This window comes from Sphingomonas sp. OV641, assembly GCF_900109205.1.
Classification (GTDB): Bacteria; Pseudomonadota; Alphaproteobacteria; order Sphingomonadales; family Sphingomonadaceae; genus Sphingomonas.
The window spans coordinates 1761985-1783296 of record NZ_FNZB01000001.1 but is presented as its reverse complement, the minus strand read 5'-3'; the positions used below and the strand labels follow the sequence as shown (position 1 = coordinate 1783296).

Genomic DNA, 21312 nt, shown 5'->3' with positions numbered 1-21312 from the left:
GAGCGGAGCGCGTCTCGTCAGCTTCTGCAGTTATCCGGCGCCGCCGCAGGTTGTGGTCAACGCTATATGCCGATGCGTTTCTCGAGCATTTTCAGTCGAGGTAGGCGGCGATCGCGTCCCATGCCGGCTGTTTGGCGGTGCGCCCGATCGTGTGGAGCGGACTGGACGAGGGCAGGGCAAGCACCGCAAGACCCCGCTCCGCGATCAAAGGTCGGCCCAGCGACAGCGCTTTTCCGCCATTGAAGGCGACCGCGCGCAGTTCTGGCAGCCGATCAAGCAAGCCCGGAAGGTCGTTCGCAGCCGCGTCCCGGATCGTCGCGTCCGTGCTGCCGATCCGCCGGGCGCGCGCGACGACGTCCCACAAGGCGATGCCCGCCGCCCGGAGCGCGTCGAGCCTCGCCTCATAGCCCATCATCGTGAGGTCGAGGCGCACGACCGGTCCCATGAGGTCCCAGAACTGATTTTGGGGATGTGCATAGTAACGGCGTTCGGCCAAGCTTCGTTCGCCCGGAAGGCTGCCAAGAACGAGTACGCGGGCATCGGGCGCGACGACGGGCGGGAAAGAGGATTTCAACGTCACGCTTCTTCGCCTCTCGACCTGGGCGGCTTGCCTGACAATCGTGCGTAAGTGATTGAATACCGTCCGATGCAGGTGTGAGTAGCAAGACTATCGGGTCGCAAAGAGCAAGCTGCGGTTGCCGGGTCGAGCCCGCCGGGCCATCTATAGATCATGCACACTGCTCCAGATACGCTTTCGCTCATTGGTCACACACCGCTCGTCCGCCTCAAGGGGCCTAGTGAGGCAACAGGTTGCGACATCTTCGGCAAGTGTGAGTTTGCTAATCCCGGCGCCAGCGTGAAGGACCGCGCGGCGCTATTCATCGTCGAGGATGCGGAGGCGCGTGGCGCTCTTCAGCCCGGCGGTACTATTGTGGAAGGGACGGCCGGCAATACCGGCATTGGCCTGGCGCTGGTGGCGAACGCCAAGGGTTATCGCACCATTATCGTGATGCCGGACACGCAATCCAAGGAAAAGATGGAGACACTGCGGGCGCTCGGCGCCGAGCTCGTAACGGTGCCGGCGGCGCCTTATTCCAGCCCCTGTCATTTCGTGCACCAGTCCCGCCGCATCGCGGAGGAAACGCCCGGCGCCGTCTGGGCTAACCAGTTCGACAATATCGCCAATCGCCGCGCTCATATCGTCGGTACGGCAGAGGAGATCTGGGCGCAGATGGACGGACGGATCGACGGCTTCACCTGTGCCGCGGGTACTGGTGGCACCATTGCCGGGGTTGGGCTCGGCCTCAAGGAAAAGGATGAAGGCATCACGATCGCGCTCAGCGATCCGCATGGCGCGGCGCTTTACGAATATTATGCCCATGGCGAGTTGAAGAGCGAGGGCTCGTCCGTTGCCGAGGGCATCGGTCAGGGGCGCATCACCGCGAACCTCGAGGGTGCGCCGATCGACACACAATTCCGGATTTCGGATGCCGAGGGCCTGGAGTGGGTCGACCGACTGCTGTCGGAGGAGGGGCTCTGCCTTGGGCTGTCATCCGGGATCAACGTCGCCGGCGCGGTCCGCCTCGCCAAGGCATTGGGGCCCGGCAAGAGAGTGGCCACGATCCTGTGCGACACCGGCTTTCGGTACCTGTCCACGCTCTACAACCCCACCTGGCGCGAGTCGAAGGGATTGGCGTCGGCACGGTCTTGACAAGCAAAATTCGACAAGTGCGTGACCCCGCGTTAGAGTCGCGGCACGTGATGAAGCAAGGCGCAACCTCCAGCCAGGCGATGCAGCGCGTTCGGGTCGGCATGGTCGGCCTCGCCGCTGTGATCCTTCTGATCGGCTTGGCCAGCGCGCTGTTCAGCGCCGCGAACCGTCAGCAGCCTGCCTCGGCCGCGACCAGCGCGGCCGAGGTCGCCAACATGACGGCCGTCAACACGACCTCGCCGATCGACGACGCCGACAACGAGCCACTTGCACAGCTCGGCGTGGCCCCGAGCACCGCTGAGCCGACTCCTGCTCCCGCCGAGATGCCGCAATGATTCAGGGATGCTCGGGGAAATCATGGGCGGGCGCCCCGTTCCGGCGCTGTTTGGCCGAGTTTTCGTTCGCTGCCGGCGGAACTGATCATGAACGCTGGGCAAACTGTCTGGCCGAGAGTGGAAGATTCTCGCCAGGCTGAGTTCGTTTCCCCGATTTTCCCCGAATTTCCCTTCCCATCCCCGACGGTCGCTGGTACTTGTTTAGCGACAGAGGGGCAGGACCACTGTTGTCTGCAAGTTGCGACAGCCGGAGGGCGGTGAAGGCCGCTTTTCGGGACAGGGTCTCTTGCGCGCCTTGTGCGAGGTGGGCGTGTCGGAACGGGTGGATTATCTTGGGAAGGGGGTCGGCCTTGTCGATGACAAGGGCCGTGTCGCCATTCCCAGCACCCTACGGGCGGCCCTCGCCCAGAATGCGCCCCGGCCTGACGGCAAGGATGGCGGCACCGTGTTGGTTGGGGTCCACCCCGATTTCCCCTGCCTGATCGCGCATGATCGCGGCTATATCGAATTCGCCAAGAACCAGCTGATCCAGCGCCAGAACGAGGCCGGCACGCACACCGGCTCCGCTGCTTATTACGCGCCCCGCATGCGCGGCGCGTCGGTCGAGCCTGTGCCGTTCGATGGCAGCGGCCGCTTCATCCTGCCCGCGGCCGAGCGCGAACTGGCGACCATCAGCGACATCGCGTTCTTCCTGGGCGATTATGAAAGCTTCATGATCTGGGATCCCCGTGCGCTGATCGCGCACGATGGCGTCGACGAGATGGTGAAGCGTCACGCGACCATCATGTGCCGCGACAAGGGCATCGCGCTGTGAGCGGCGCGCCTCACATCCCGGTCCTGCTGGAGGAAGTGCTGACGGCGCTCGCCCCTGCGCCTGGCGAAACCATGGTCGATGCCACCTTTGGTGCCGGGGGATATACCCGCGCATTGCTGGGGCTCGGCGCGCGCGTGTTCGCCTTTGATCGCGATCCTGACGCGATCTCGGCAGGGCGCGAGCTGGAAACGTCCGAGGCTGGCCTGATCCTCGTGGCATCGGAGTTCTCCCGGCTGGATCGGGAGCTGGCCGCGCGTGGCGCAGCGCCGGTGGACGGTATCACGATGGATATCGGCGTGTCGTCCATGCACCTCGACCAGGCGGCGCGCGGCTTCTCGTTCCAGCAGGACGGTCCGCTGGACATGCGGATGAGCCAGGAAGGGGAAAGCGCCGCCGACTTCCTCAACAATGCCGATGAGGCGGACATCGCGGACGTGCTGTGGCGCTATGGCGAGGAGCCGAAGTCGCGGCGGGTGGCGCGCGCGATCGTGGCGGCACGGCCGCTAACGACGACTGGCGATTTCGCCCGCGTGGTACGCAAGGCTCTGGGCCATCGGCCGCATGACAAGAAGGATCCGGCGACCCGCGCTTTTCAGGCGGTGCGCATTCATGTGAACCGCGAGCTTGATGAGCTGGCGGCCGGGCTGGCCGCAGCGGAGCGGGCGCTCGCGCCGGGCGGGCGGCTGGCGGTCGTCAGCTTTCACTCGCTGGAGGACCGCATGATCAAGCGTTTCCTTCGCGAGCGGAGCGGCGGAACGCCGGCGGGATCGCGTCATCGGCCGGCGGCCGTGGATACGCGCCAGCCGACATTTGAGGTTCTCGGGCGGGCGGTGCGTCCGACGGCGGCGGAGGTGGCGCGCAATCCGCGTGCCCGATCCGCGACCCTGCGGGCGGCGCGCCGGACGGCTGCGCCGGCATGGGGCGAAAACGAAATAGATGTGGCGGGGCGGGCTGCGAGTGGAGACGAGTAAATGACGGCGGCGTATCGACTGAAAGGACTTGGGTGGTTCGGCGGCGTGGTGATCGTGTCGCTGAGCTTCTATCTCGTCAGCCTGCAGGTGGCCGCTGAGCGAAAGCGGCTGGCGCAGATCGACGCCAAGATCAGCTCGGCGGAGCGCGATATCCGCGCGCTCGAGACGGAGTTCGACGTGCGGTCAAATCTCGCCCAGCTCGAGCGCTGGAACGGCGATACGCTGGCGCTGGTCGCGCCGACCGCCTCGCAGTTCGTGCGCGACGAAGCGCAGCTTGCCGCCATCAGCTTCCGCCCGGGATCGTTGCTGCCCGGAGGAGGCGAGGGTGACGTTCAGACCGCTCAGCTGATCGTTCCTGCTCGCCCTGCTGAGATCGCGCCCGCCGTAGTTGAGGAGATGCCCGCCGCATCGACGGCTACTCTGGTTCAGGTCGCCGCCAGGCCCGCCGCTCCGCGCCCTTCGGCGGTCAAGGTGATGGCTGCGGTGACGGAGCCGGCTCGTCCCGCGATCATCAAGGCGTCAGTGACCGCAGCGGGTGCGCCGACCGCTTCCATCCGCAAGGCGCACGCGGTCGCGATGCTGGACAAGTCGCTGCTCAGCGACGCGACGCTTGGTGATCTGATGAGCGGCGCTCGCAGCGAGCGGGGCCGCTTGCGTTGACCACAATGGTCGCCCGGGCAGCGCGCCCAGCGCGCGTAAGCGAACAGCGCCAGGCGCTGCTTGCGACCCAGCACATGCGCCTCATGGTGCTATTGCTGCTGTTCGGGGCGGCGATCCTGCTGGTGATCGCGCGCCTGGCGATGCTGGCCTTCGATGGCGGACCGCAGCGGACCGCCGCCATCAGCACGGCGCCGCGCGGCGACATCGTTGATCGCAATGGGCAGCAACTCGCACGAACGATCGACGCGTGGACGATCGGTGTCCATCCGCGTCGCTTGCTGGGCGACCGCAGCGATATTGCGAAGAAGCTGGCCGACCTGATGCCGGATATCGGCGACCAGCATCATTTCTATCGCCTGATCACCAAGGACGTGAACTTCACCTACCTGAACCGCCGGGCGTCTCCGGCGCTGGTTCAGGCGGTGAATGCCATCGGTGAGCCAGGCATCGTGTTCGATCGCGAAACGCAGCGCCTGTACCCGCAATCCACCCTGGCGGCGCATGTGCTCGGCTACATCGGCACGACACGGAAGGATCCGACCGTTCATGGCCGGCTGGGCATGGAGCGGGCGCTGGACGAGCGCCTCCTGAACCCGGCCATGTCCGGTAAGCCAGTGATCCTGTCGATCGACAGCCGCGTTCAGGCGGCGATGGAAAGCGAGCTTGGCCAATCGATGGCGAGCATGCAGGCGCGCGCCGCCGCCGGCGTGGTGCTCGACGTCGATACCGGCGAAGTGATCGCGATGGTGTCGCTGCCCCTGTTCAATCCCAACCGGGTCGGCATGGCCGGGATCGAGCAGCTTCGGAATACCGTCACCCAAAGCGTGTACGAGCTGGGCTCTGCCTTCAAGCCGATCGCCATGGCGACCGCCATCGACAATGGCGTGGTCACGGACATGTCTCGGCGTTTCGATGCCACCGCCCCGCTGCAGGTGGGTCGTTTCCGGATCAAGGACGACCATGCGCAGAACCGCTGGCTCAACATCCCCGAAACGCTGATCCACTCGTCCAACATAGCCACCGCGCGCATTGCGGATGAGATCGGCGCCGAGCGGATGCAGATCATGTTCCGCAAGCTCGGCTTCGATACCAAGCCCGATATCGAGCTGGTCGAGAAAGGGCGCCCGCTGTGGCCGCACTTCTGGGCCCGCACCACGGTGATGACGACGGCTTATGGGCATGGCATCGCCGTGACGCCGCTTCACCTTGCCAATGCCTATGCGACGTTGGTCAATGGCGGCGTCTGGCGGCCGACGACTCTGCTGAAAGTCGCACCTGGCGCGGCCCCGAAGGGCCGCCGGGTGATCAGCGAGACGACCAGTGCCCGCATGCGGCAGCTGCTCCGTCTGATTGTGACGGACGGGACCGGGCGAAAGGCAGAGGCACCCGGCTATCGCGTCGGCGGCAAGACGGGCACCGCCGAAGCGGCCGAAAAGGGCGGCTATGCGCACAACCGCAACGTCTCGACCTTTGCCGCGGCCTTCCCGATGGATGCACCGCGCTATGTCGTGCTCACCATGATGGACAGCCCGAAGCGCGTGGAGGCAAACCTTTTCCAGACCACGGCTGCCTATACCGCCGCGCCAGTCGTCAGCCGCGTCATCAGCCGTACCGGCGCGATGCTGGGGGTCATTCCGGACGCGCAGCGGGACATCGATGTTCGCGAGCTGCAAAGCCTGCTCTGGCACGCGCCCGGCAACAAGAAGGTGGATGCCGAATGAAGCTCGGCGAGCTCACCGGGAACGGCGAAGTGGCAACGGTGACCGGCTTTGCGATCGATCATCGCAAGGTCGCGCCGGGTAATGTGTTCGGTGCGTTCGAGGGCGCACGGGTCAACGGCGAAGACTTCATCCCCGCGGCGATCGCCGCCGGTGCAATTGCCGTGGTGGCCCGGCACGAGGCCGAGGTGAAGGGCGCCGCGCACATCGCGGCAGACAATCCGCGCGCCTGCTTTGCTGATCTGGCGGCGCGCTTCTTTGCGCCGTTTCCCGCCACGTGCGTGGCGGTGACCGGCACGAACGGCAAGACCTCCACCGTTGAGCTCGCCCGCCAGCTCTGGCGAATGGCGGGCCATTCAGCAGCGTCGATCGGCACCTTGGGCGTCACCACGTCCGATGAACGGGTAGGTACCGGGCTGACGACGCCGGACGTGGTCACCTTCCTGTCCAATGTCGCCGGACTCGCGCGTGAGGGCGTCACCCATCTCGCGTTCGAGGCATCCAGCCACGGACTGACCCAGTACCGCACGGAAGGGCTCCACGTCTCGGCTGCGGCGTTCACCAATCTCAGTCGTGATCATCTCGACTATCACGGTGACATGGCGGCATATTTCACCGCCAAGCTGCGCCTCTTCTCCGAAGTCCTCGCGCCCGACGGCACGGTGGTCGTGTGGGTGGACGATCCGCATTCGGAACGCGTCGTCGATCTGGCGCGCGCCCGTCGCAACGGCCTGCTGACGGTTGGCGAGCACGGGGACGACCTACGGTTGATTTCACGCGACCCGACGTTGCTGGGGCAAGGCCTGGTGATCCTGGCCGGGGGAGTGGAACATCGCGTCACCCTGCCGCTGATCGGTGCCTATCAGGCCGCCAATGCGATGATTGCGGCGGGCCTAGTGATCGCCACGGGCGGCGACACTGCCCAGACGATCGCCGGGCTTGCACGGTTGCAGCCGGTGCGCGGGCGGCTGGAGCGCGCGGTAATCGCGCCGAGCGGCGCGCCGGTCTATGTCGATTACGCGCACACGCCCGATGCGCTGGAGGCGGCCATCGCCGCGCTGCGGCCCCATGTGGCCGGCCGTCTCATCCTAGTGTTTGGTGCCGGCGGGGACCGTGACCAGGGAAAGCGGGAGCCGATGGGGCAGATCGCGGCCGCACATGCGGATCTCGCAATCGTGACTGACGATAACCCCCGCAGCGAGCAGCCGGCGGCGATCCGCGCCGAGATCCTGAAGGGCGCGCCGGGCGCCATTGAATGCGGGGATCGGCGCGAGGCGCTCCGGCGCGCGGTTCGGGAGGCGAACGCAGACGATATCGTGCTGATCGCCGGGAAGGGGCACGAACAGGGGCAGATCGTCGGCGATCTGGTGCTCCCGTTCGATGACGTCAATGTAGCCAGGGAGGTGGCAGGTGAAGCGTAAGTTCGTTGTGCCGTCGAAGCCTATCGTCAGCGAAGGTGCAAAGCCGCCCCGCGAGCGGCGTACCCTCGGCCTGCGATATGAACTGGTGACGGGCGAGACTGTGAGCGGGCTGCGTTGAAGCAGCGCGCGCGACGCCATCCTGCGCTCCATCTCGGGGCGGCACCCGGCTACTGCCGGTTGCGGGTGACGTTCGCTGCCGCTTGGCAGATTATGCGCAAGTTCCACCGCGATCCGCGTGCGATCGCCTCGTTGCCGGTGCTATAGACCCCCATGCCATATCTCTGGACCTCCGACGCGATCGCCGCCGCCACTCACGGTCATGTCTCGGCCGACTTTGACGTAAAGGGCGTTGCATTCGACTCCCGCGAAGTCGGCCCGGGCGACCTGTTCATTGCCCTGCGCGGCGAGGCCACGGACGGTCACTGCTTCCTTGAGCAGGCCTATGCGCAGGGCGCCGCCGGAGCCCTTGTCTCGGACCAGGCTGCCGGGCCGCACGTGCAGGTGGCGGACACCTTTGTCGCGCTCGAGGATCTCGGTCGTGCGGCCCGTGCGCGCACGGACGCAAAGATCATCGGTGTGACCGGATCGGTTGGCAAGACCTCAACCAAGGAGGCGTTGTTCGCGGCGCTGGATCGAAGCGCGCCCGGTTCCACGCACCGTTCCGTCAAAAGCTACAACAACCACACCGGCGTCCCGCTCAGCCTTGCGCGGATGCCGGCTTCGACCCGGTATGGCGTGCTCGAGATGGGGATGAACCACCCGGGCGAGCTTGCGCACCTGACCACCCTGGTGCGTCCGCATGTCGCGATCGTCACCGCGATCGCACCGGCGCACACCGAATTCTTCCCCGATGAAAGCGCGATTGCCGACGCAAAGGGGGAGATCTTTCGCGGGCTGGAGCCCGGCGGCATTGCGATCGTGCCCTATGACAGCCCTCATCGCGATCGCCTGATTGCCGCAGCAAAACCATATGCCGCACGAATCATGACGTTCGGTACGGCACGTGAGGCGGACGTTCGCCCGATCGAGACCATGCCCGTCCGCACCGGAGGCACCTTCGTCTCCGCAAAGGTGGGCGAGCGGGAGCTGAGCTTCACCGTCGGCCAGCCCGGCGCGCATTGGGTTTCGAACGCCCTGGCGGTTCTCGCGGCCGTGGATGCAGTCGGCGGCGACCTCGGGCTTGCGGGGCTCGCCCTTGCCGATCTGGGCGGCCTGCCCGGCCGCGGGGCGCGCTTCGTCGCGCCGGTCAAGCAGGGCCAGGCGCTGGTGATCGATGAAAGTTATAACGCCAATCCGGCATCCATGGCGGCGACACTCTCGGTCTTGGCCGCCGAACCCGGCCGGCATGTCGCTGTGCTGGGCGAAATGCGGGAGCTGGGCGCTTCATCCCCGGACTATCACGCAGCATTGAAGGAGCCGCTTGAGGCGGCGCACGTCGAAGTGGCGCTGCTTGTCGGCGAAGCGATGACGCCGCTTGCACAAGCGCTTGAGGGGCGGCTGGAATTCGTCCATGTGCCCACCGCCGCAGCGGCGCTGGAGGTTCTTCCCGGAATGCTCGCGCCGGGTGATGCGGTACTCGTCAAGGGATCAAACGGGGTCGGGCTGTCGCGCGTGATCGCGGCGCTCGCCGGGGGCATGGCATAGTGTTGTACTGGATCGCCGAGCAGCTCGGTTTCCCGGGTATATTCAATCTTATCCGGTATCTGTCGTTTCGCACCGGCGGGGCGATCGCGACGGCGTTGTTCATCGGCCTGATCATCGGCCCCAAGTTCATCGGGTGGTTGCGGGTCCGCCAGGGCAAGGGGCAGCCGATCCGCGCGGATGGCCCGCAGACGCATCTGGCAAAGCGTGGAACGCCAACGATGGGCGGGCTGATGATCCTCACCAGTCTGGCGCTGTCGGTCCTGATTTGGATGGATTTGCGCAATCCGTTCGTCTGGGCGTGCCTTTTCGTCACCCTGGGTTTCGGCGCGATCGGGTTCCTCGATGATTACGACAAGGTGCGCAAGGCCAGCACGGCGGGCGTGCCGGGGCGGGTTCGTCTCCTCCTGGAATTTGCCATCGCTGGCATTGCCGCTTGGATCATCAGCTATGAGAACGGGACGGGGCTCTATCTGCCGTTCACGAACCAGGTCTATCTGGAGCTCGGCTGGTTCTTTCCGGTCTTTGCCGCCTTCACGATCGTCGCCTTTGGCAATGCTGTAAACCTGACCGATGGCTTGGATGGCCTGGCGACGATGCCGGTGATCATCGCATCGGTGGCGTTTATGCTGATCGTGTACCTGGCCGGCAACGTGAAATTCGCCGATTATCTCGGTATTCCGCATGTGGGCAGGGCCGGGGACCTGGCGATCTTCTGCGGCGCCATGATCGGCGCGGGCCTCGCGTTCCTGTGGTATAATGCTCCGCCGGCCGCCGTCTTCATGGGTGATACGGGCAGCCTCGCACTGGGCGGAGCGCTGGGCACCATCGCGGTTGTGGCGCACCATGAAATCGTTCTTGGCATCATCGGTGGCCTGTTCGTGGTGGAGGCCATGAGCGTCATCATCCAGGTGTTCTGGTACAAGCGCACCGGCAAGCGCGTGTTCCGCATGGCGCCGATCCACCACCATTTCGAGCAGCTTGGCTGGAGCGAGCCGACGGTGGTGATCCGTTTCTGGATCATCAGCCTGGTGCTGGCGCTCGCCGGCCTGTCGACGTTGAAGCTGCGGTGATCATCTCTCCCGCCTGGGCCGGCAAACGCTATGCCGTGCTGGGGCTGGCACGCTCCGGCCTGGCAACGACGCGCGCGCTTGCCGCGGCCGGTGCGCATGTGGTCGCCTGGGATAGCGATCCCGCCGCGCGGGAGCGGGCGGAGGAGATCGACGGGGTCATCATACACGACATCACCACGCTGGATCTCGGCGGCGCTGCAGGCCTGGTCGTCTCGCCGGGCGTTCCGTTGAACACCCATCCGATCGCCGCGCAGGCGCGCGCGGCGGGCGTGCCGATCATCGGCGACATCGAGCTGTTCGCCGAGGCCCGGGCGCATCTCCCGCCGCACAAGGTGGTCGGTATTACCGGCACCAACGGAAAGTCGACGACGACGGCGCTGATCGCGCACATCGTGGAAGCGTCGGGCCGCCCCGTGCGCATGGGCGGAAACATCGGCCTTCCCATCCTTGGTCAGGAGCCCCTGCTCCCGAACGACAAGGGCATCGGCGTCTATGTGCTGGAGCTTTCGAGCTACCAGATCGATCTTACGTACGGGCTGGATTGCGACGTCGCCGTGCTGCTCAACATCACCCCCGATCATCTCGATCGCTACGACGGCTTCGAAGCCTATGCTGCGTCAAAGGCCAGGCTGTTTGCCATGCAGTCGGCAACGCACGATGCGGTGATCGGGATCGGGGATGCATCCTCCGCGCAGATCGCCCGCTCCTTGTCTACGCGCGGAGAACACCTCACCAAGATCGCGCCCGGCGTCTGCATGGATCAGTCCCGCTGGCCCTCGCTGCAGGGGCCGCACAACGCCCAGAACGCGCTCGCCGCCATTGCCGCCGTTCGTGCGCTTGGCGTGGACGAGCAGGCGATCGATCGCGCGCTGGAAAGCTTCACCGGCCTGCCACACCGAATGGAAAAGGTGGCAGAGGTGAATGGGGTGGCGTTCATCAACGACAGCAAGGCGACGAACCCGGAAAGCGCCGCGCCTGCGCTTGCGGCGTTTGATCGTGTGCACTGGATCGTCGGGGGCAAGGCGAAGGGCGATGATCTGGATGCCTGCCTGCCGCACCTTGCCCATGTCGCGCGCGCCTACACCATTGGCGCTGCCGGGCCAGTGTTCGCTCGAGTGCTGGCGGAACAGGTGGCGGTAGAGGAATCGGGCACGCTGGCGGCGGCGGTGGAGAGCGCGGCTCGGCAGGCACGGCCCGGCGATGTCGTCCTGCTGTCCCCGGCGGCGGCTTCGTTCGATCAGTTCCGCGATTATGAGCATCGCGGGCAGGCGTTTCGCGAAGCAGTGGGGGAACTGTCTTGACGGATCACGCGACCACTCAGGGTCTGCGCGGGCGCCTCAAGGACCGGGGCGGTCGTGGCGATCGCTCGCCACTCGGCACTTGGTTCTGGGACACGGATCGTGTGCTGCTGCTGCTGACATTCGCACTGATCGCAGTGGGCCTTCTATCCGTGGCGGCAGCATCGCCGGCAACGGCAATGCGTTATTCGGGTGAGCAACTGAAGCTTCCGCCACTCTATTATTTCTGGCGGCAGGTGATGTGGGTTGCCGTGTCGCTGCCCGTGCTGATCGGCATCTCGATGGTGCCGGTGAACCTCGCGCGTCGCGCCGCCGTCATCGGGGCGGGCCTGTTCGGTTTCATGCTCCTGCTGGTGCTGATCCCGGGCATCGGCGTGGAGGTGAACGGGGCCAAGCGCTGGCTGGGCATCGGCGTGTCGCAGTTTCAGCCGTCCGAGTTCCTGAAACCGTGCTTCATCGTTACCGTTGCGTGGCTGCTGTCATTGCGCACCAAGGAAGAAGGGCTGCCGCTCACGGCGATCACCTTCGGCATGACGGCCACAGTTGGGGCGTTGCTGATGCTTCAACCCGATTTCGGGCAGACCATGGTGTTCGGTCTTGTCTGGATGGCCCTGCTGGTGATCGCTGGTACGCCGACCAAGACGCTGGCAGCCTTCTTCGCCATGGCGCCGATCGGAGTGGGCGCCGCCTATATGTTCTATGGCACCGCACGTACCCGCATCGACAGCTTCCTCTTTCGCGATCCGAACGAAGCGGAAGGCGCGCATTTCCAGACGGATGCGGCGCACCGCACGCTCACCTCTGGGGGCTGGACGGGAACCGGGCCCGGCGCCGGGACATCGAAGTTCGGTTTGCCGGAGGCGCATACCGATTACATTTTCTCCGTCATCGGCGAGGAGTTCGGCCTGATCGCCTGTATGGTGATCGCCGTGCTGTTTCTTGCCATTGTCGCGCGTGTTTACGTGAAGATGCTGGACGAGCAGGATAGCTTCAAGTTGCTGGCGGCTTCGGGGTTGGCAACGCAGTTCGGGTTGCAGGCGCTGATTTCGATGGCCGTGAACACGGGTCTGGCGCCGTCCAAGGGGATGACTTTGCCGTTCATCAGTTATGGTGGTTCGTCGATGATCGCGTTGTCGATCGGCATGGGCCTTTTGCTTACCTTCACGCGCCGCAATCCGTTCCTGTTGCGCAGCCCCTATGTTGCCCGCTGGGGGAGCGCCGCATGAGCCGCGCTCGGCATTTTGTGCTCGCCGCGGGCGGGACCGGTGGGCACATGGTTCCGGCGGCCGCCCTGGCGGAAGAGTTGATGCGCCGGGGTCATCGGGTTGCGTTGGTCAGTGACGAGCGCGGCGTCCGTTTTCCCGGACTGTTCGATGGCGTGCAGACCCATGTCCTTCCGGCCGGTCGGCTGGCAGGCGGTCCGCTCGGCTGGACGCGGGCCGCGCGTGAGATGTGGCGCGGCCGTGCGATGGCGCGTGAACTGTATCGTACGTTCAAGCCGGCGGCCGTGATCGGCTTTGGCGGCTATCCGGCATTCCCCGCGCTGGCGGCCGCTTTCGCGGAAAAGATCCCGACGGCCGTGCACGAGCAGAATGCCGTTCTCGGGCGGGTCAACCGGTTGGTGGCGGGGCGCGTGGACGCAATCGCCACTTCCTATGCCCAGACCGAGCGGCTGAAGCAGAAGCACGTCGGAAAGGCCCACCATGTCGGCAATCCCGTTCGGGACGCCGTGCTGGCGCTGCGAGCCCGACCTTATCCGCTGCTGGAGGAAGACGGCATCTTCCGCGTTCTGGTTACCGGCGGTTCGCAGGGCGCCAACATCCTGTCGAAGGTAGTACCGGAGGGTCTCGCTATGCTGCCGATCGCGTTTCGGCGGAGGCTGCAGGTGACGCATCAGGCACGCATCGAGGACATCGATGCGGCGCGGGCGAAATATGCGGAGCTCGAGATTGCTGCCGATCTCGCGACCTACTTGCCCGATCTGCCTGAGCAACTCGGATGGGCGCACCTTGTGATCGCAAGGGCGGGCGCGTCGACCATATCCGAGCTGACGGCAGCCGGCCGACCGGCGATCCTGGTGCCGCTGCCCGGGGCCACGGACGACCACCAAACGGCCAATGCGCGCGAGATTACGGCCGCGGGTGGTGCGCGCACGATCCCTCAGACCGCCTTTACGCCCAGCGAGCTTGCCAAGCAGATGCAGAAGCTGGGGCTTGATCCCGCGGCGCTCGAGAATGCGGCCGGCCGCGCTCGCGCCTGCGGAAAGCCCGAAGCGGCACGCGACCTGGCCGATCTGGTCGAAAGTCTCGATGCGCCCGTTGCGAAGCTGCCGGTGGGCGTGTCCAAGCCGAAGGAGGCCTTTGCGTGAGGGGCGTCGCGACGGATATCGGCACGATCCACTTCGTCGGCATTGGCGGCATCGGCATGTCCGGCATCGCCGAGGTGATGCACAATCTTGGCTATAGCGTGCAGGGCTCGGACGTGGCGGAGGGCTATGTCGTTGAGGGCCTGCGCGCACGCGGCATCAAGGTGACGATCGGGCATGACGCCTCGAACGTAGACGGCGTGGCCGTGGTGGTGATCTCCACCGCGGTGAAGCGCGGCAATCCCGAGGTGGAAGCGGCCCTCAACCAGCGGATCCCGGTGGTGCGGCGTGCCGAGATGCTGGCCGAGCTGATGCGCCTCAAATCCACCGTTGCTGTCGCGGGTACCCATGGGAAGACCACGACCACGTCGATGGTGGCGGCGCTGCTCGACGCCGGCGGCGTGGATCCCACGGTGATCAATGGCGGCATCATCAATAGCTACGGCTCGAACGCCCGCCTTGGTGACAGCGACTGGATGGTCGTGGAGGCGGACGAAAGCGATGGCAGCTTCCTTCGCCTTGATGGGACGATCGCCGTCGTCACCAACATCGATCCTGAGCACCTCGACCATTACGGCAGCTTCGAAAAGGCGAAGGATGCCTATGTCGAGTTCGTTGAGAACGTACCCTTCTATGGTGCGGCATTGCTGTGCCTCGATCATCCGGAGGTGCAGGCGCTGATCCCGCGCGTTCGCGACCGTCGGATCGTCACCTACGGCTTTGCCGCCAGTGCTGACGTGCGCGGCGTCAACGTTGCGCCCTATCCGGGCGGCAACCGTTTCGAGGCGCTTATCCGTCATCGGGACGGAACGGTTCGCTCGATCGAGAATATCGATCTGCCGATGCCCGGGCGGCACAATGTGCAGAACGCCCTGGCCGCGATCGGCGTGGCGTTGGAACTCGGCATCGATGACGCGACGATCCAGCAGGGCTTTCAGAAGTTTGGCGGGGTTAAGCGGCGCTTCACCAAGGTCGGGGAAGTTGCGGGTGCCGTGATTATCGACGATTATGGCCACCATCCGGTCGAGATCCGCGCCGTGCTGGCCGCGGCGCGGGAGTCGGCGCAAGGACGCGTTATCGCCGTCGTCCAGCCGCATCGCTATTCGCGCCTGGGCAATCTGATGGATGATTTCCAGGGCGCCTTCAACGACGCGGATCAGGTGTTTGTAACTCCCGTTTACGCGGCGGGCGAGGCTCCGGTGCCAGGGGTCGACGCCGACGCGTTGGTTGAGGGGCTGAAGCGCCGCGGGCATCGTTCGGTGGCATCGGTGGGAAGTGCGGACGAGCTCGCTGCAGCGCTGGCCAGGGACGTTCGGGCGCAGGACCAGATCGTCTGCCTGGGAGCGGGCGACATCACGAAATGGGCTGCGGGCCTGGCGCCTTCCATCGAGGCGCGCCGATGAACGCAGTGGCCGTTCCTTCCACTCGCGGTCGCCTGACGACGGCGGCGCCGCTCGCGCCGTTGGTTTGGTTCAAGTCGGGTGGCGTGGCGCAATGGCTGTTTGAGCCGGCCGATGCGGATGATCTTTCTGGATTTCTGGAGCGTCTCGATCCGTCCATCCCCGTGATGGCGCTTGGCCTCGGTTCGAACCTGATCGTGCGGGATGGCGGCGTGCCAGGCGTCGTGGTGCGGCTCGGCAAACCATTCGCCACCGTTGAACGGCTTGATGCGACGACGCTCCGCTGCGGAGGCGGCGCGAGCGGCATCCTTGTATCGTCCGCTGCGCGTGACGCGGGTATTGCCGGCGTTGAATTTCTGCGCTCCATCCCCGGCACCGTGGGCGGGTTCGTCCGAATGAATGGCGGTGCCTATGGCAGCGAGACGGCCGACGTGCTGGTCGAATGCACCGTTGTCTTTCGCGACGGCGAAATGCGGAAGCTTTCGGCAGACGCGCTCGGCTACACGTACCGACACTCCGAGCTGCCGGCAGACGCGATCGTCGTAAGCGCCACGTTCCGCGGTCGGCCGGGCGAGCCCGATGCCATAAAGGCGGAAATGGATCGTATCGCTGCCAGTCGGGAAGCGTCCCAACCGCTGCGCTCCAAGACGGGCGGGTCGACGTTCAAGAACCCGCCCGGCCACAAGGCCTGGGAGCTGGTCGACCAAGCAGGATGCCGCGGGCTTCGCCGCGGCGATGCGCAGGTCAGCGAGAAGCACACGAACTTTCTGCTCAATCTCGGCAGCGCGACGAGCGCGGACATCGAAGCACTGGGCGAAGACGTGCGATCGCGCGTGAAGGAGAAAAGCGGGGTGACGCTTGAGTGGGAGATCCAGCGCGTGGGAGTTGCCTCGTGATCCGCGTTGCAACAGCTGCCACGGTTTGCCGGCGCGTGGTTGCAGCTTGCGCTGACGAGATCCCGTGCAGCCTGCTTGTCCTTGCGCCGGTCGCAATCCTTGGAGGTGAGCGTGGCTGAGCAGGCGAGCGGGCTTCACATCGTCGTTCTGATGGGCGGCTGGTCGGCCGAACGCGCCGTGTCGCTTTCATCCGGAGCCGGGATCGCGGATGCGCTGGAGTCCTTGGGACACCGCGTCACTCGGATCGACATGGACCGCGACATTGCGGCCAAGCTCGCCGCTGCGGAGCCAGACCTCGTCTTCAATTCCCTGCACGGCACCCCCGGTGAGGACGGCTCGATCCAGGGGCTGATGGACATCATGGGCCTGCGCTACACTCATAGCGGGCTCGCAACCTCGGTGATCGCCATCGACAAGGTGCTGACGAAGCAAGCGTTGGTGCCACACGGCATACCCATGCCCGGCGGGCGGATTGTCAGCACGCAGGATCTGTACAAGGGCGATCCGCTGGCGCGTCCCTATGTGCTGAAGCCGGTGAACGAGGGGTCGTCGGTCGGCGTCGCGATCGTTACCGATGAAGGCAATTACGGCAATCCGATCAACAAGGACGCGGCAGGGCCTTGGCAGGAGTTCGACCAGCTTCTCGCCGAGCCGTATGTGCGTGGCCGCGAGCTGACGACTGCGGTGCTGGGTGACCGAGCGCTGGGCGTCACGGAGCTTCGTCCCAAGTCGGGCTGGTACGACTATGACGCGAAATATACTGACGGCCTGACTGACCACATTTTCCCAGCGCCCATCCCGGACGACATCGCGGAAGCGTGCAAGACGCTGGCGTTGCGGGCGCATCAGCTGCTTGGCTGCAAGGGAAGCAGTCGAGCCGACTTCCGGTGGGACGATGAGCGAGGCGTCGAGGGGCTCTTTCTTCTAGAGGTGAATACGCAGCCCGGCATGACTCCGCTTAGCCTTGTTCCTGAACAAGCCCGGTATCTGGGCATCACCTATCCCGAACTGGTTCAGGCGATCGTCGATGAAGCGCTGAGGGACGACAAATGAGCCGCTCAGTAGCCCGTGGCGCGCCGCAGCGGCGACCGACGGTGCGCCGCACGGCACCGAAGAAGTCGCTGGGTGATCGCCTGCTTGCGGCAATGCCGGTCAGTGAGGCGGCGGTTCGCCGTGCGGTTACCTGGTCGATCCTTGGCATCGGCGGGGCGGTGGTGCTCGGCACGGCATCCTGGCTCGGCGTTCCAGCGGCGATCGGTACGGCTCTTGCGGACACGACCGGGCAGATCGGGCTGCGTGTCGAACAGGTCGATATCACGGGCATCAAGCGGATGAACCGTGAGACCGTGTACGCCGTTGCGCTGGAGGAACAGCCCAAGGCCATGCTGCGGGTGGATCTCGAACTGATCCGCCAGCGTCTTCTGGCTTATGGCTGGATCGCCGATGCCTATGTGTCGCGTCGTCTTCCGGATCGGCTGCTCATCCATATCGTGGAGCGTGAGCCAGCGGCGATCTGGCAGAATGGCGGTGCGTTGACGCTGATTGACGCGAAGGGCGTGCCGCTGGAGCCAGTCGACCCCAGCCGCATGCCCAATCTGCCACTGGTTATCGGTCCGGGCGCCGATCGGCAGGAGGCCGCGTACCAACGGCTGCTGGCCGCTGCGCCGGCACTGAAGCCGCGGATCAAGGCGGCCGCCTGGGTGGGCAACCGCCGCTGGGACATCACGTTCGACACGGGCGAGACATTGGCTCTGCCACAGGACAATGCTGCCGCAGCTTTGGTCAAGTTTGCGGAGCTCGACGGCGCCCGTTCGCTGCTTGGAAAGGGATGGCTGCGCTTCGACATGCGCGATCCTGCCAAGCTGGTGGCGCGCAAGCCGGGCGCGGACATGGAACAAGCGGTCCCGGCGACTGGGGCGGGAGCGGCGACGCAAAGTGCTCGCTTTGCGAGAATAGACGAAGTCTGAGACGGCGCACGGGGCAGGAACAGGGAACAGGGGCATGGCAAAGGCAGCACCGGAAGGAATCATCACCGCGCTGGATATCGGCACGTCCAAGGTGTCTGCGATGATCGCGCAGCGGGGCGATGGCGGCGAGCTGATCGTGCTGGGAACGGGCCAGCGCGAATCAAAGGGCGTGAAGCGCGGCTATATCGCCGACATGGCGCTCACCGAACTGGCCGTGCGCGAGGCAGTGGCTCAGGCCGAGCGGATTGCTGGCTTCAACATCGAGAATGTCTGGGCAGGCTTTTCTGCCGGTGGGCTGGTCAGCGATGAAGCCTTCATTGAAGTCGAATTGAACGGCCATCGTATCGAGCAGCAGGATATTGATGCTTTGCTGCAGGAAGGGCGCCAGGCCATCGATCCGCAGGGGCGCATGGTGCTGCATGCGCAGCCGGCGCTTTACACGCTCGACGGGCTGACGGGCGTGAAGAAGCCACTGGGTCTCCATGCCGACCGGCTGGGCGTTCACATTCATGTGATCGCCGCTGACGGTTCGCCGGTTCGCAACCTCGACCTGACGGTCCGTTCTGCCCATCTGGAGGTAAAGTCGATCATCGCGTCGCCGGTTGCGACGGGACTGGCCTGCCTCAGCGAGGAGGAGCGCGATCTCGGCGTCGCACTCGTGGAGATTGGCGCTGGCATCACCAACGTGTCCCTTTTTGCCGGCGGCATGCTTGTCGGTCTTAAATCCATTCCGATCGGCTCGTGCGACATCACGGATGACATTGCGTCCGCATTCGGCACTACTCGGGGCCAGGCCGAACGGATGAAGTGCTTCCACGGTTCGGCGAATGCGTCACCGCGCGACAATCACGAGATGATCGCGATCCGTCCGGGGCGGGCGGACGACGATGCCGATCCCATGCAGATCACGAAGGCGGCGTTGATCAGCGTAATCCGCACTCGGCTGGAGCATCTGATCAATGAAGTGCAAGCGGCGCTGCAGGAGCTGAAGTTCGAAGGCGCGGTCGGCCGTCAGGTAGTGTTGACGGGCGGCGGTGCCGAGTTGAAGGGCATCGCGGACTATGCGCAGCAGGTGCTCGGGCGATCCGTTCGGGTCGGTCGGCCGCGCGGGCTGACGGGGCTTCCCGACGCGCACGGCGGACCCGGCTTTGCGACACTGGCGGGACTTGCCTTTTTTGCCGCGTCCGATCCGGTGGATCTTCGCGGTCTGGTGCCGCAGCAGCAGATGGTCGTGCGACAAAAGGGTCTGACCGCGCTCAGGCGTTTGTTTCAGGCGGCGAAGGCAAATTATTGATCGGGCGGAGCCGCTTTTCGGCTGGCACCGGGCGTTTCAATGTTGCACTAAGTTTAATGGCGATGGCGGGCCAGTGTTTCGTGCCCGAAATGACGGAGTAAATTGGCGATGGGCATCGAATTCATTGCGCCGGACGTTGACGAACTTACCCCGAAGATTGCGGTGATCGGCGTCGGCGGTGCTGGCGGCAACGCAATCGCCAACATGATGCGGGCGGACGTGCAGGGCGTCGAGTTTCTCGTCGCCAACACTGATGCGCAGGCGCTGAAGCAGTCGATAGCGCCCCAGAAGATTCAGCTGGGTGCGAAGATCACCCAGGGCCTGGGCGCTGGCAGTCGTCCGGAGATCGGTCGCGCGGCGGCCGAGGAAACCATCGATCAGGTGTCCAAGCTGCTCGAAGGCGCACACATGTGCTTCATCGCGGCGGGCATGGGCGGCGGCACCGGCACGGGCGCCGCACCGGTCATCGCCAAGGCCGCGCGCGACATGGGCATCCTGACCGTTGGCGTGGTGACGAAGCCGTTCGCTTTCGAAGGCAAGCGCCGCGGCAATTCGGCCGAGCAGGGCATCGAGGAACTGCAGAAGTTCGTCGACACGCTGATCGTTATTCCGAACCAGAACCTTTTCCTGATCGCCAACGCCAACACCACGTTCAAGCAGGCGTTCGAGCTCGCCGACGAAGTGCTGCAGCAAGGTGTTCGCGGCATCACCGACCTGATGGTCATGCCGGGCCTCATCAATCTCGATTTCGCCGACGTGCGTTCGGTGATGCAGGAGATGGGCAAGGCCATGATGGGCACGGGTGAGGCAGACGGCGATGACCGTGCGCTGATCGCGGCTCAGAAGGCGATCGCGAATCCGTTGCTGGATGGCGTGTCCATGCAGGGCGCGAAGGGTGTGATCATCTCCATCACCGGCGGCGAGGACATGCGCCTGCTCGAGGTGGACGAAGCCGCAAATCACATTCGCGAGCTGGTCGATCCGGAAGCCAACATCATCTGGGGCTCCGCGTTCAATCCGGAGCTGGAAGGACGCATTCGTGTGTCGGTGGTGGCAACGGGTATAGAGGCCGTGGAGCGTACGGAGGCACCCGCCGCCGAACCTGCTCGCGCCTTCAGCTTCTCCGCGCCTCGCCGCGTCGAAGCCGCCCCTGCAGCTCCTGCACCTGCCGCCGCCGCACCGGCGCCCGCTGCGCCGGCGACACCCGTGCCGAGCCCGCAGCCCACGGGCGCGGCAGCCGGCGCAATGTCCGCCGGTGTGCCTGCTCCCGGCGCCGCGCCGAGCGTTCAGCCGACGGCTGCCGCGCGTGAAGTCGAGGAAGCGCCAGGCGACGAGCTGCTGCTCGGCAGCGACACGATGGTGCCGGCACCGCAATCGGCAAACGCGGCTTCCAAGCCGGCACAGCCGGAAGAGCCGCGGGTTTTTGGCGACGACGAGTCTGCCGAAGCACCCCGGCGCCGCTGGCTGTCGGGCGGGGAGGGCGGCGCCGAGGTGCCTCCGCAGCCGCGCGTGAAGCTTGGCGGCACGCTGTTCGAACGGATGCAGAATGCCTCCCGCGGAGCACAGCGTGGTGCGGAAGAAGAAAACAAGGATGCACTCGACATCCCTCGTTTTTTGCACCGTCAGAACAATCAGTAAGCAAGAGGTGAGCGACGGCGGCCGGCGTTCGTCGGCCGCCGCGTGCGGCTCGGCGCGTCGGCGCGCCATGATCATTGCTGGTTAATCCCGCCTCGTCTTAACGCGAACAT

Annotated in this window: 20 protein-coding genes; 19 read left to right on the top strand and 1 reads right to left on the bottom strand. The window is 65.4% G+C overall.

What is annotated here, in order from left to right; translation table 11 throughout:
* Positions 1-91: 91 nt before the first annotated feature.
* Positions 92-574, bottom strand: a complete 483-nt coding sequence (locus BMX36_RS08510) for a DNA-deoxyinosine glycosylase (protein ID WP_371262835.1) — start codon at positions 572-574, stop codon at positions 92-94.
* 156 nt (positions 575-730) lie between these two features.
* On the opposite strand from BMX36_RS08510, the gene BMX36_RS08505 reads away from it, so the two are divergent.
* From BMX36_RS08505 to ftsZ, 19 genes are all read left to right on the top strand, one after another.
* On the top strand, positions 731-1711 hold the full coding sequence (locus BMX36_RS08505) for a cysteine synthase A (RefSeq protein ID WP_093064486.1): 981 nt from the start codon (positions 731-733) through the stop codon (positions 1709-1711).
* A gap of 50 nt (positions 1712-1761) precedes the next feature.
* Positions 1762-2046 carry a hypothetical protein gene (locus tag BMX36_RS08500; protein WP_066777125.1) on the top strand — a complete coding sequence of 95 codons (285 nt, stop codon included), beginning with the start codon at positions 1762-1764 and terminating at the stop codon, positions 2044-2046.
* A gap of 310 nt (positions 2047-2356) precedes the next feature.
* The gene (locus BMX36_RS08495) at positions 2357-2860 is read left to right on the top strand and encodes a hypothetical protein (RefSeq protein ID WP_066777122.1); all 504 of its coding nucleotides are present in this window, start codon (positions 2357-2359) and stop codon (positions 2858-2860) included.
* Positions 2857-3831, top strand: coding sequence for a 16S rRNA (cytosine(1402)-N(4))-methyltransferase RsmH (gene rsmH / locus BMX36_RS08490; RefSeq protein WP_093064484.1), 975 nt, complete (start codon positions 2857-2859; stop codon positions 3829-3831). Before BMX36_RS08495 ends, rsmH begins: the two co-directional genes overlap by 4 nt.
* Positions 3832-4491, top strand: coding sequence for a hypothetical protein (locus BMX36_RS08485; RefSeq protein WP_066777002.1), 660 nt, complete (start codon positions 3832-3834; stop codon positions 4489-4491).
* Positions 4492-4496: 5 nt separating this feature from the next.
* Positions 4497-6212 (top strand): peptidoglycan D,D-transpeptidase FtsI family protein, encoded by a 1716-nt coding sequence (locus tag BMX36_RS08480; protein WP_093064482.1) that lies wholly within the window; start codon positions 4497-4499, stop codon positions 6210-6212.
* A complete protein-coding gene (locus tag BMX36_RS08475) occupies positions 6209-7630 on the top strand; it encodes a UDP-N-acetylmuramoyl-L-alanyl-D-glutamate--2,6-diaminopimelate ligase (RefSeq protein WP_093064480.1) in 1422 nt (473 codons plus the stop codon). Before BMX36_RS08480 ends, BMX36_RS08475 begins: the two co-directional genes overlap by 4 nt.
* Positions 7620-7748: a hypothetical protein gene (locus BMX36_RS22100; protein ID WP_256210702.1), complete on the top strand. Its 129-nt coding sequence runs from the start codon at positions 7620-7622 to the stop codon at positions 7746-7748. Before BMX36_RS08475 ends, BMX36_RS22100 begins: the two co-directional genes overlap by 11 nt.
* A 152-nt stretch (positions 7749-7900) precedes the next feature.
* Entirely contained in the window at positions 7901-9274 is a 1374-nt protein-coding gene (gene murF, locus BMX36_RS08470; RefSeq protein ID WP_093064478.1) for a UDP-N-acetylmuramoyl-tripeptide--D-alanyl-D-alanine ligase, read from the top strand.
* Positions 9274-10344 (top strand): phospho-N-acetylmuramoyl-pentapeptide-transferase, encoded by a 1071-nt coding sequence (gene mraY, locus BMX36_RS08465; protein WP_093064476.1) that lies wholly within the window; start codon positions 9274-9276, stop codon positions 10342-10344. The genes murF and mraY overlap by 1 nt, the downstream gene beginning before the upstream one ends.
* The gene (gene murD, locus BMX36_RS08460; RefSeq protein WP_093064474.1) at positions 10341-11645 is read left to right on the top strand and encodes a UDP-N-acetylmuramoyl-L-alanine--D-glutamate ligase; all 1305 of its coding nucleotides are present in this window, start codon (positions 10341-10343) and stop codon (positions 11643-11645) included. Before mraY ends, murD begins: the two co-directional genes overlap by 4 nt.
* On the top strand, positions 11642-12868 hold the full coding sequence (ftsW, locus tag BMX36_RS08455) for a putative lipid II flippase FtsW (protein WP_093064472.1): 1227 nt from the start codon (positions 11642-11644) through the stop codon (positions 12866-12868). Before murD ends, ftsW begins: the two co-directional genes overlap by 4 nt.
* Positions 12865-14010, top strand: a complete 1146-nt coding sequence (gene murG / locus BMX36_RS08450; RefSeq protein WP_066776982.1) for an undecaprenyldiphospho-muramoylpentapeptide beta-N-acetylglucosaminyltransferase — start codon at positions 12865-12867, stop codon at positions 14008-14010. The genes ftsW and murG overlap by 4 nt, the downstream gene beginning before the upstream one ends.
* Positions 14007-15410, top strand: a complete 1404-nt coding sequence (murC, locus tag BMX36_RS08445) for a UDP-N-acetylmuramate--L-alanine ligase (protein WP_093064470.1) — start codon at positions 14007-14009, stop codon at positions 15408-15410. The genes murG and murC overlap by 4 nt, the downstream gene beginning before the upstream one ends.
* On the top strand, positions 15407-16303 hold the full coding sequence (gene murB / locus BMX36_RS08440) for a UDP-N-acetylmuramate dehydrogenase (RefSeq protein WP_093065404.1): 897 nt from the start codon (positions 15407-15409) through the stop codon (positions 16301-16303). The genes murC and murB overlap by 4 nt, the downstream gene beginning before the upstream one ends.
* 111 nt (positions 16304-16414) lie before the next feature.
* The gene (locus BMX36_RS08435) at positions 16415-17356 is read left to right on the top strand and encodes a D-alanine--D-alanine ligase (protein WP_256210701.1); all 942 of its coding nucleotides are present in this window, start codon (positions 16415-16417) and stop codon (positions 17354-17356) included.
* Positions 17353-18270 (top strand): cell division protein FtsQ/DivIB, encoded by a 918-nt coding sequence (locus BMX36_RS08430; RefSeq protein ID WP_066776973.1) that lies wholly within the window; start codon positions 17353-17355, stop codon positions 18268-18270. Before BMX36_RS08435 ends, BMX36_RS08430 begins: the two co-directional genes overlap by 4 nt.
* 34 nt (positions 18271-18304) lie before the next feature.
* Positions 18305-19564, top strand: a complete 1260-nt coding sequence (gene ftsA / locus BMX36_RS08425) for a cell division protein FtsA (RefSeq protein WP_093064468.1) — start codon at positions 18305-18307, stop codon at positions 19562-19564.
* A 108-nt stretch (positions 19565-19672) separates the two neighbouring features.
* Positions 19673-21202, top strand: a complete 1530-nt coding sequence (gene ftsZ / locus BMX36_RS08420) for a cell division protein FtsZ (protein WP_093064466.1) — start codon at positions 19673-19675, stop codon at positions 21200-21202.
* Positions 21203-21312: the final 110 nt, after the last annotated feature.

What these genes read in the sequence shown, in the direction of transcription:
- ftsZ (WP_093064466.1), top strand. Translation starts at nt 19,673, where the DNA reads ATGGGCATCGAATTCATTGCGCCGGACGTTGACGAACTTACCCCGAAG.
- BMX36_RS08485 (WP_066777002.1), top strand. Translation starts at nt 3,832, where the DNA reads ATGACGGCGGCGTATCGACTGAAAGGACTTGGGTGGTTCGGCGGCGTG.
- murF (WP_093064478.1), top strand. Translation starts at nt 7,901, where the DNA reads ATGCCATATCTCTGGACCTCCGACGCGATCGCCGCCGCCACTCACGGT.
- BMX36_RS08500 (WP_066777125.1), top strand. Translation starts at nt 1,762, where the DNA reads ATGAAGCAAGGCGCAACCTCCAGCCAGGCGATGCAGCGCGTTCGGGTC.
- BMX36_RS08480 (WP_093064482.1), top strand. Translation starts at nt 4,497, where the DNA reads ATGGTCGCCCGGGCAGCGCGCCCAGCGCGCGTAAGCGAACAGCGCCAG.
- BMX36_RS08430 (WP_066776973.1), top strand. Translation starts at nt 17,353, where the DNA reads ATGAGCCGCTCAGTAGCCCGTGGCGCGCCGCAGCGGCGACCGACGGTG.
- murB (WP_093065404.1), top strand. Translation starts at nt 15,407, where the DNA reads ATGAACGCAGTGGCCGTTCCTTCCACTCGCGGTCGCCTGACGACGGCG.
- murG (WP_066776982.1), top strand. Translation starts at nt 12,865, where the DNA reads ATGAGCCGCGCTCGGCATTTTGTGCTCGCCGCGGGCGGGACCGGTGGG.
- ftsA (WP_093064468.1), top strand. Translation starts at nt 18,305, where the DNA reads ATGGCAAAGGCAGCACCGGAAGGAATCATCACCGCGCTGGATATCGGC.
- BMX36_RS08505 (WP_093064486.1), top strand. Translation starts at nt 731, where the DNA reads ATGCACACTGCTCCAGATACGCTTTCGCTCATTGGTCACACACCGCTC.
- BMX36_RS08475 (WP_093064480.1), top strand. Translation starts at nt 6,209, where the DNA reads ATGAAGCTCGGCGAGCTCACCGGGAACGGCGAAGTGGCAACGGTGACC.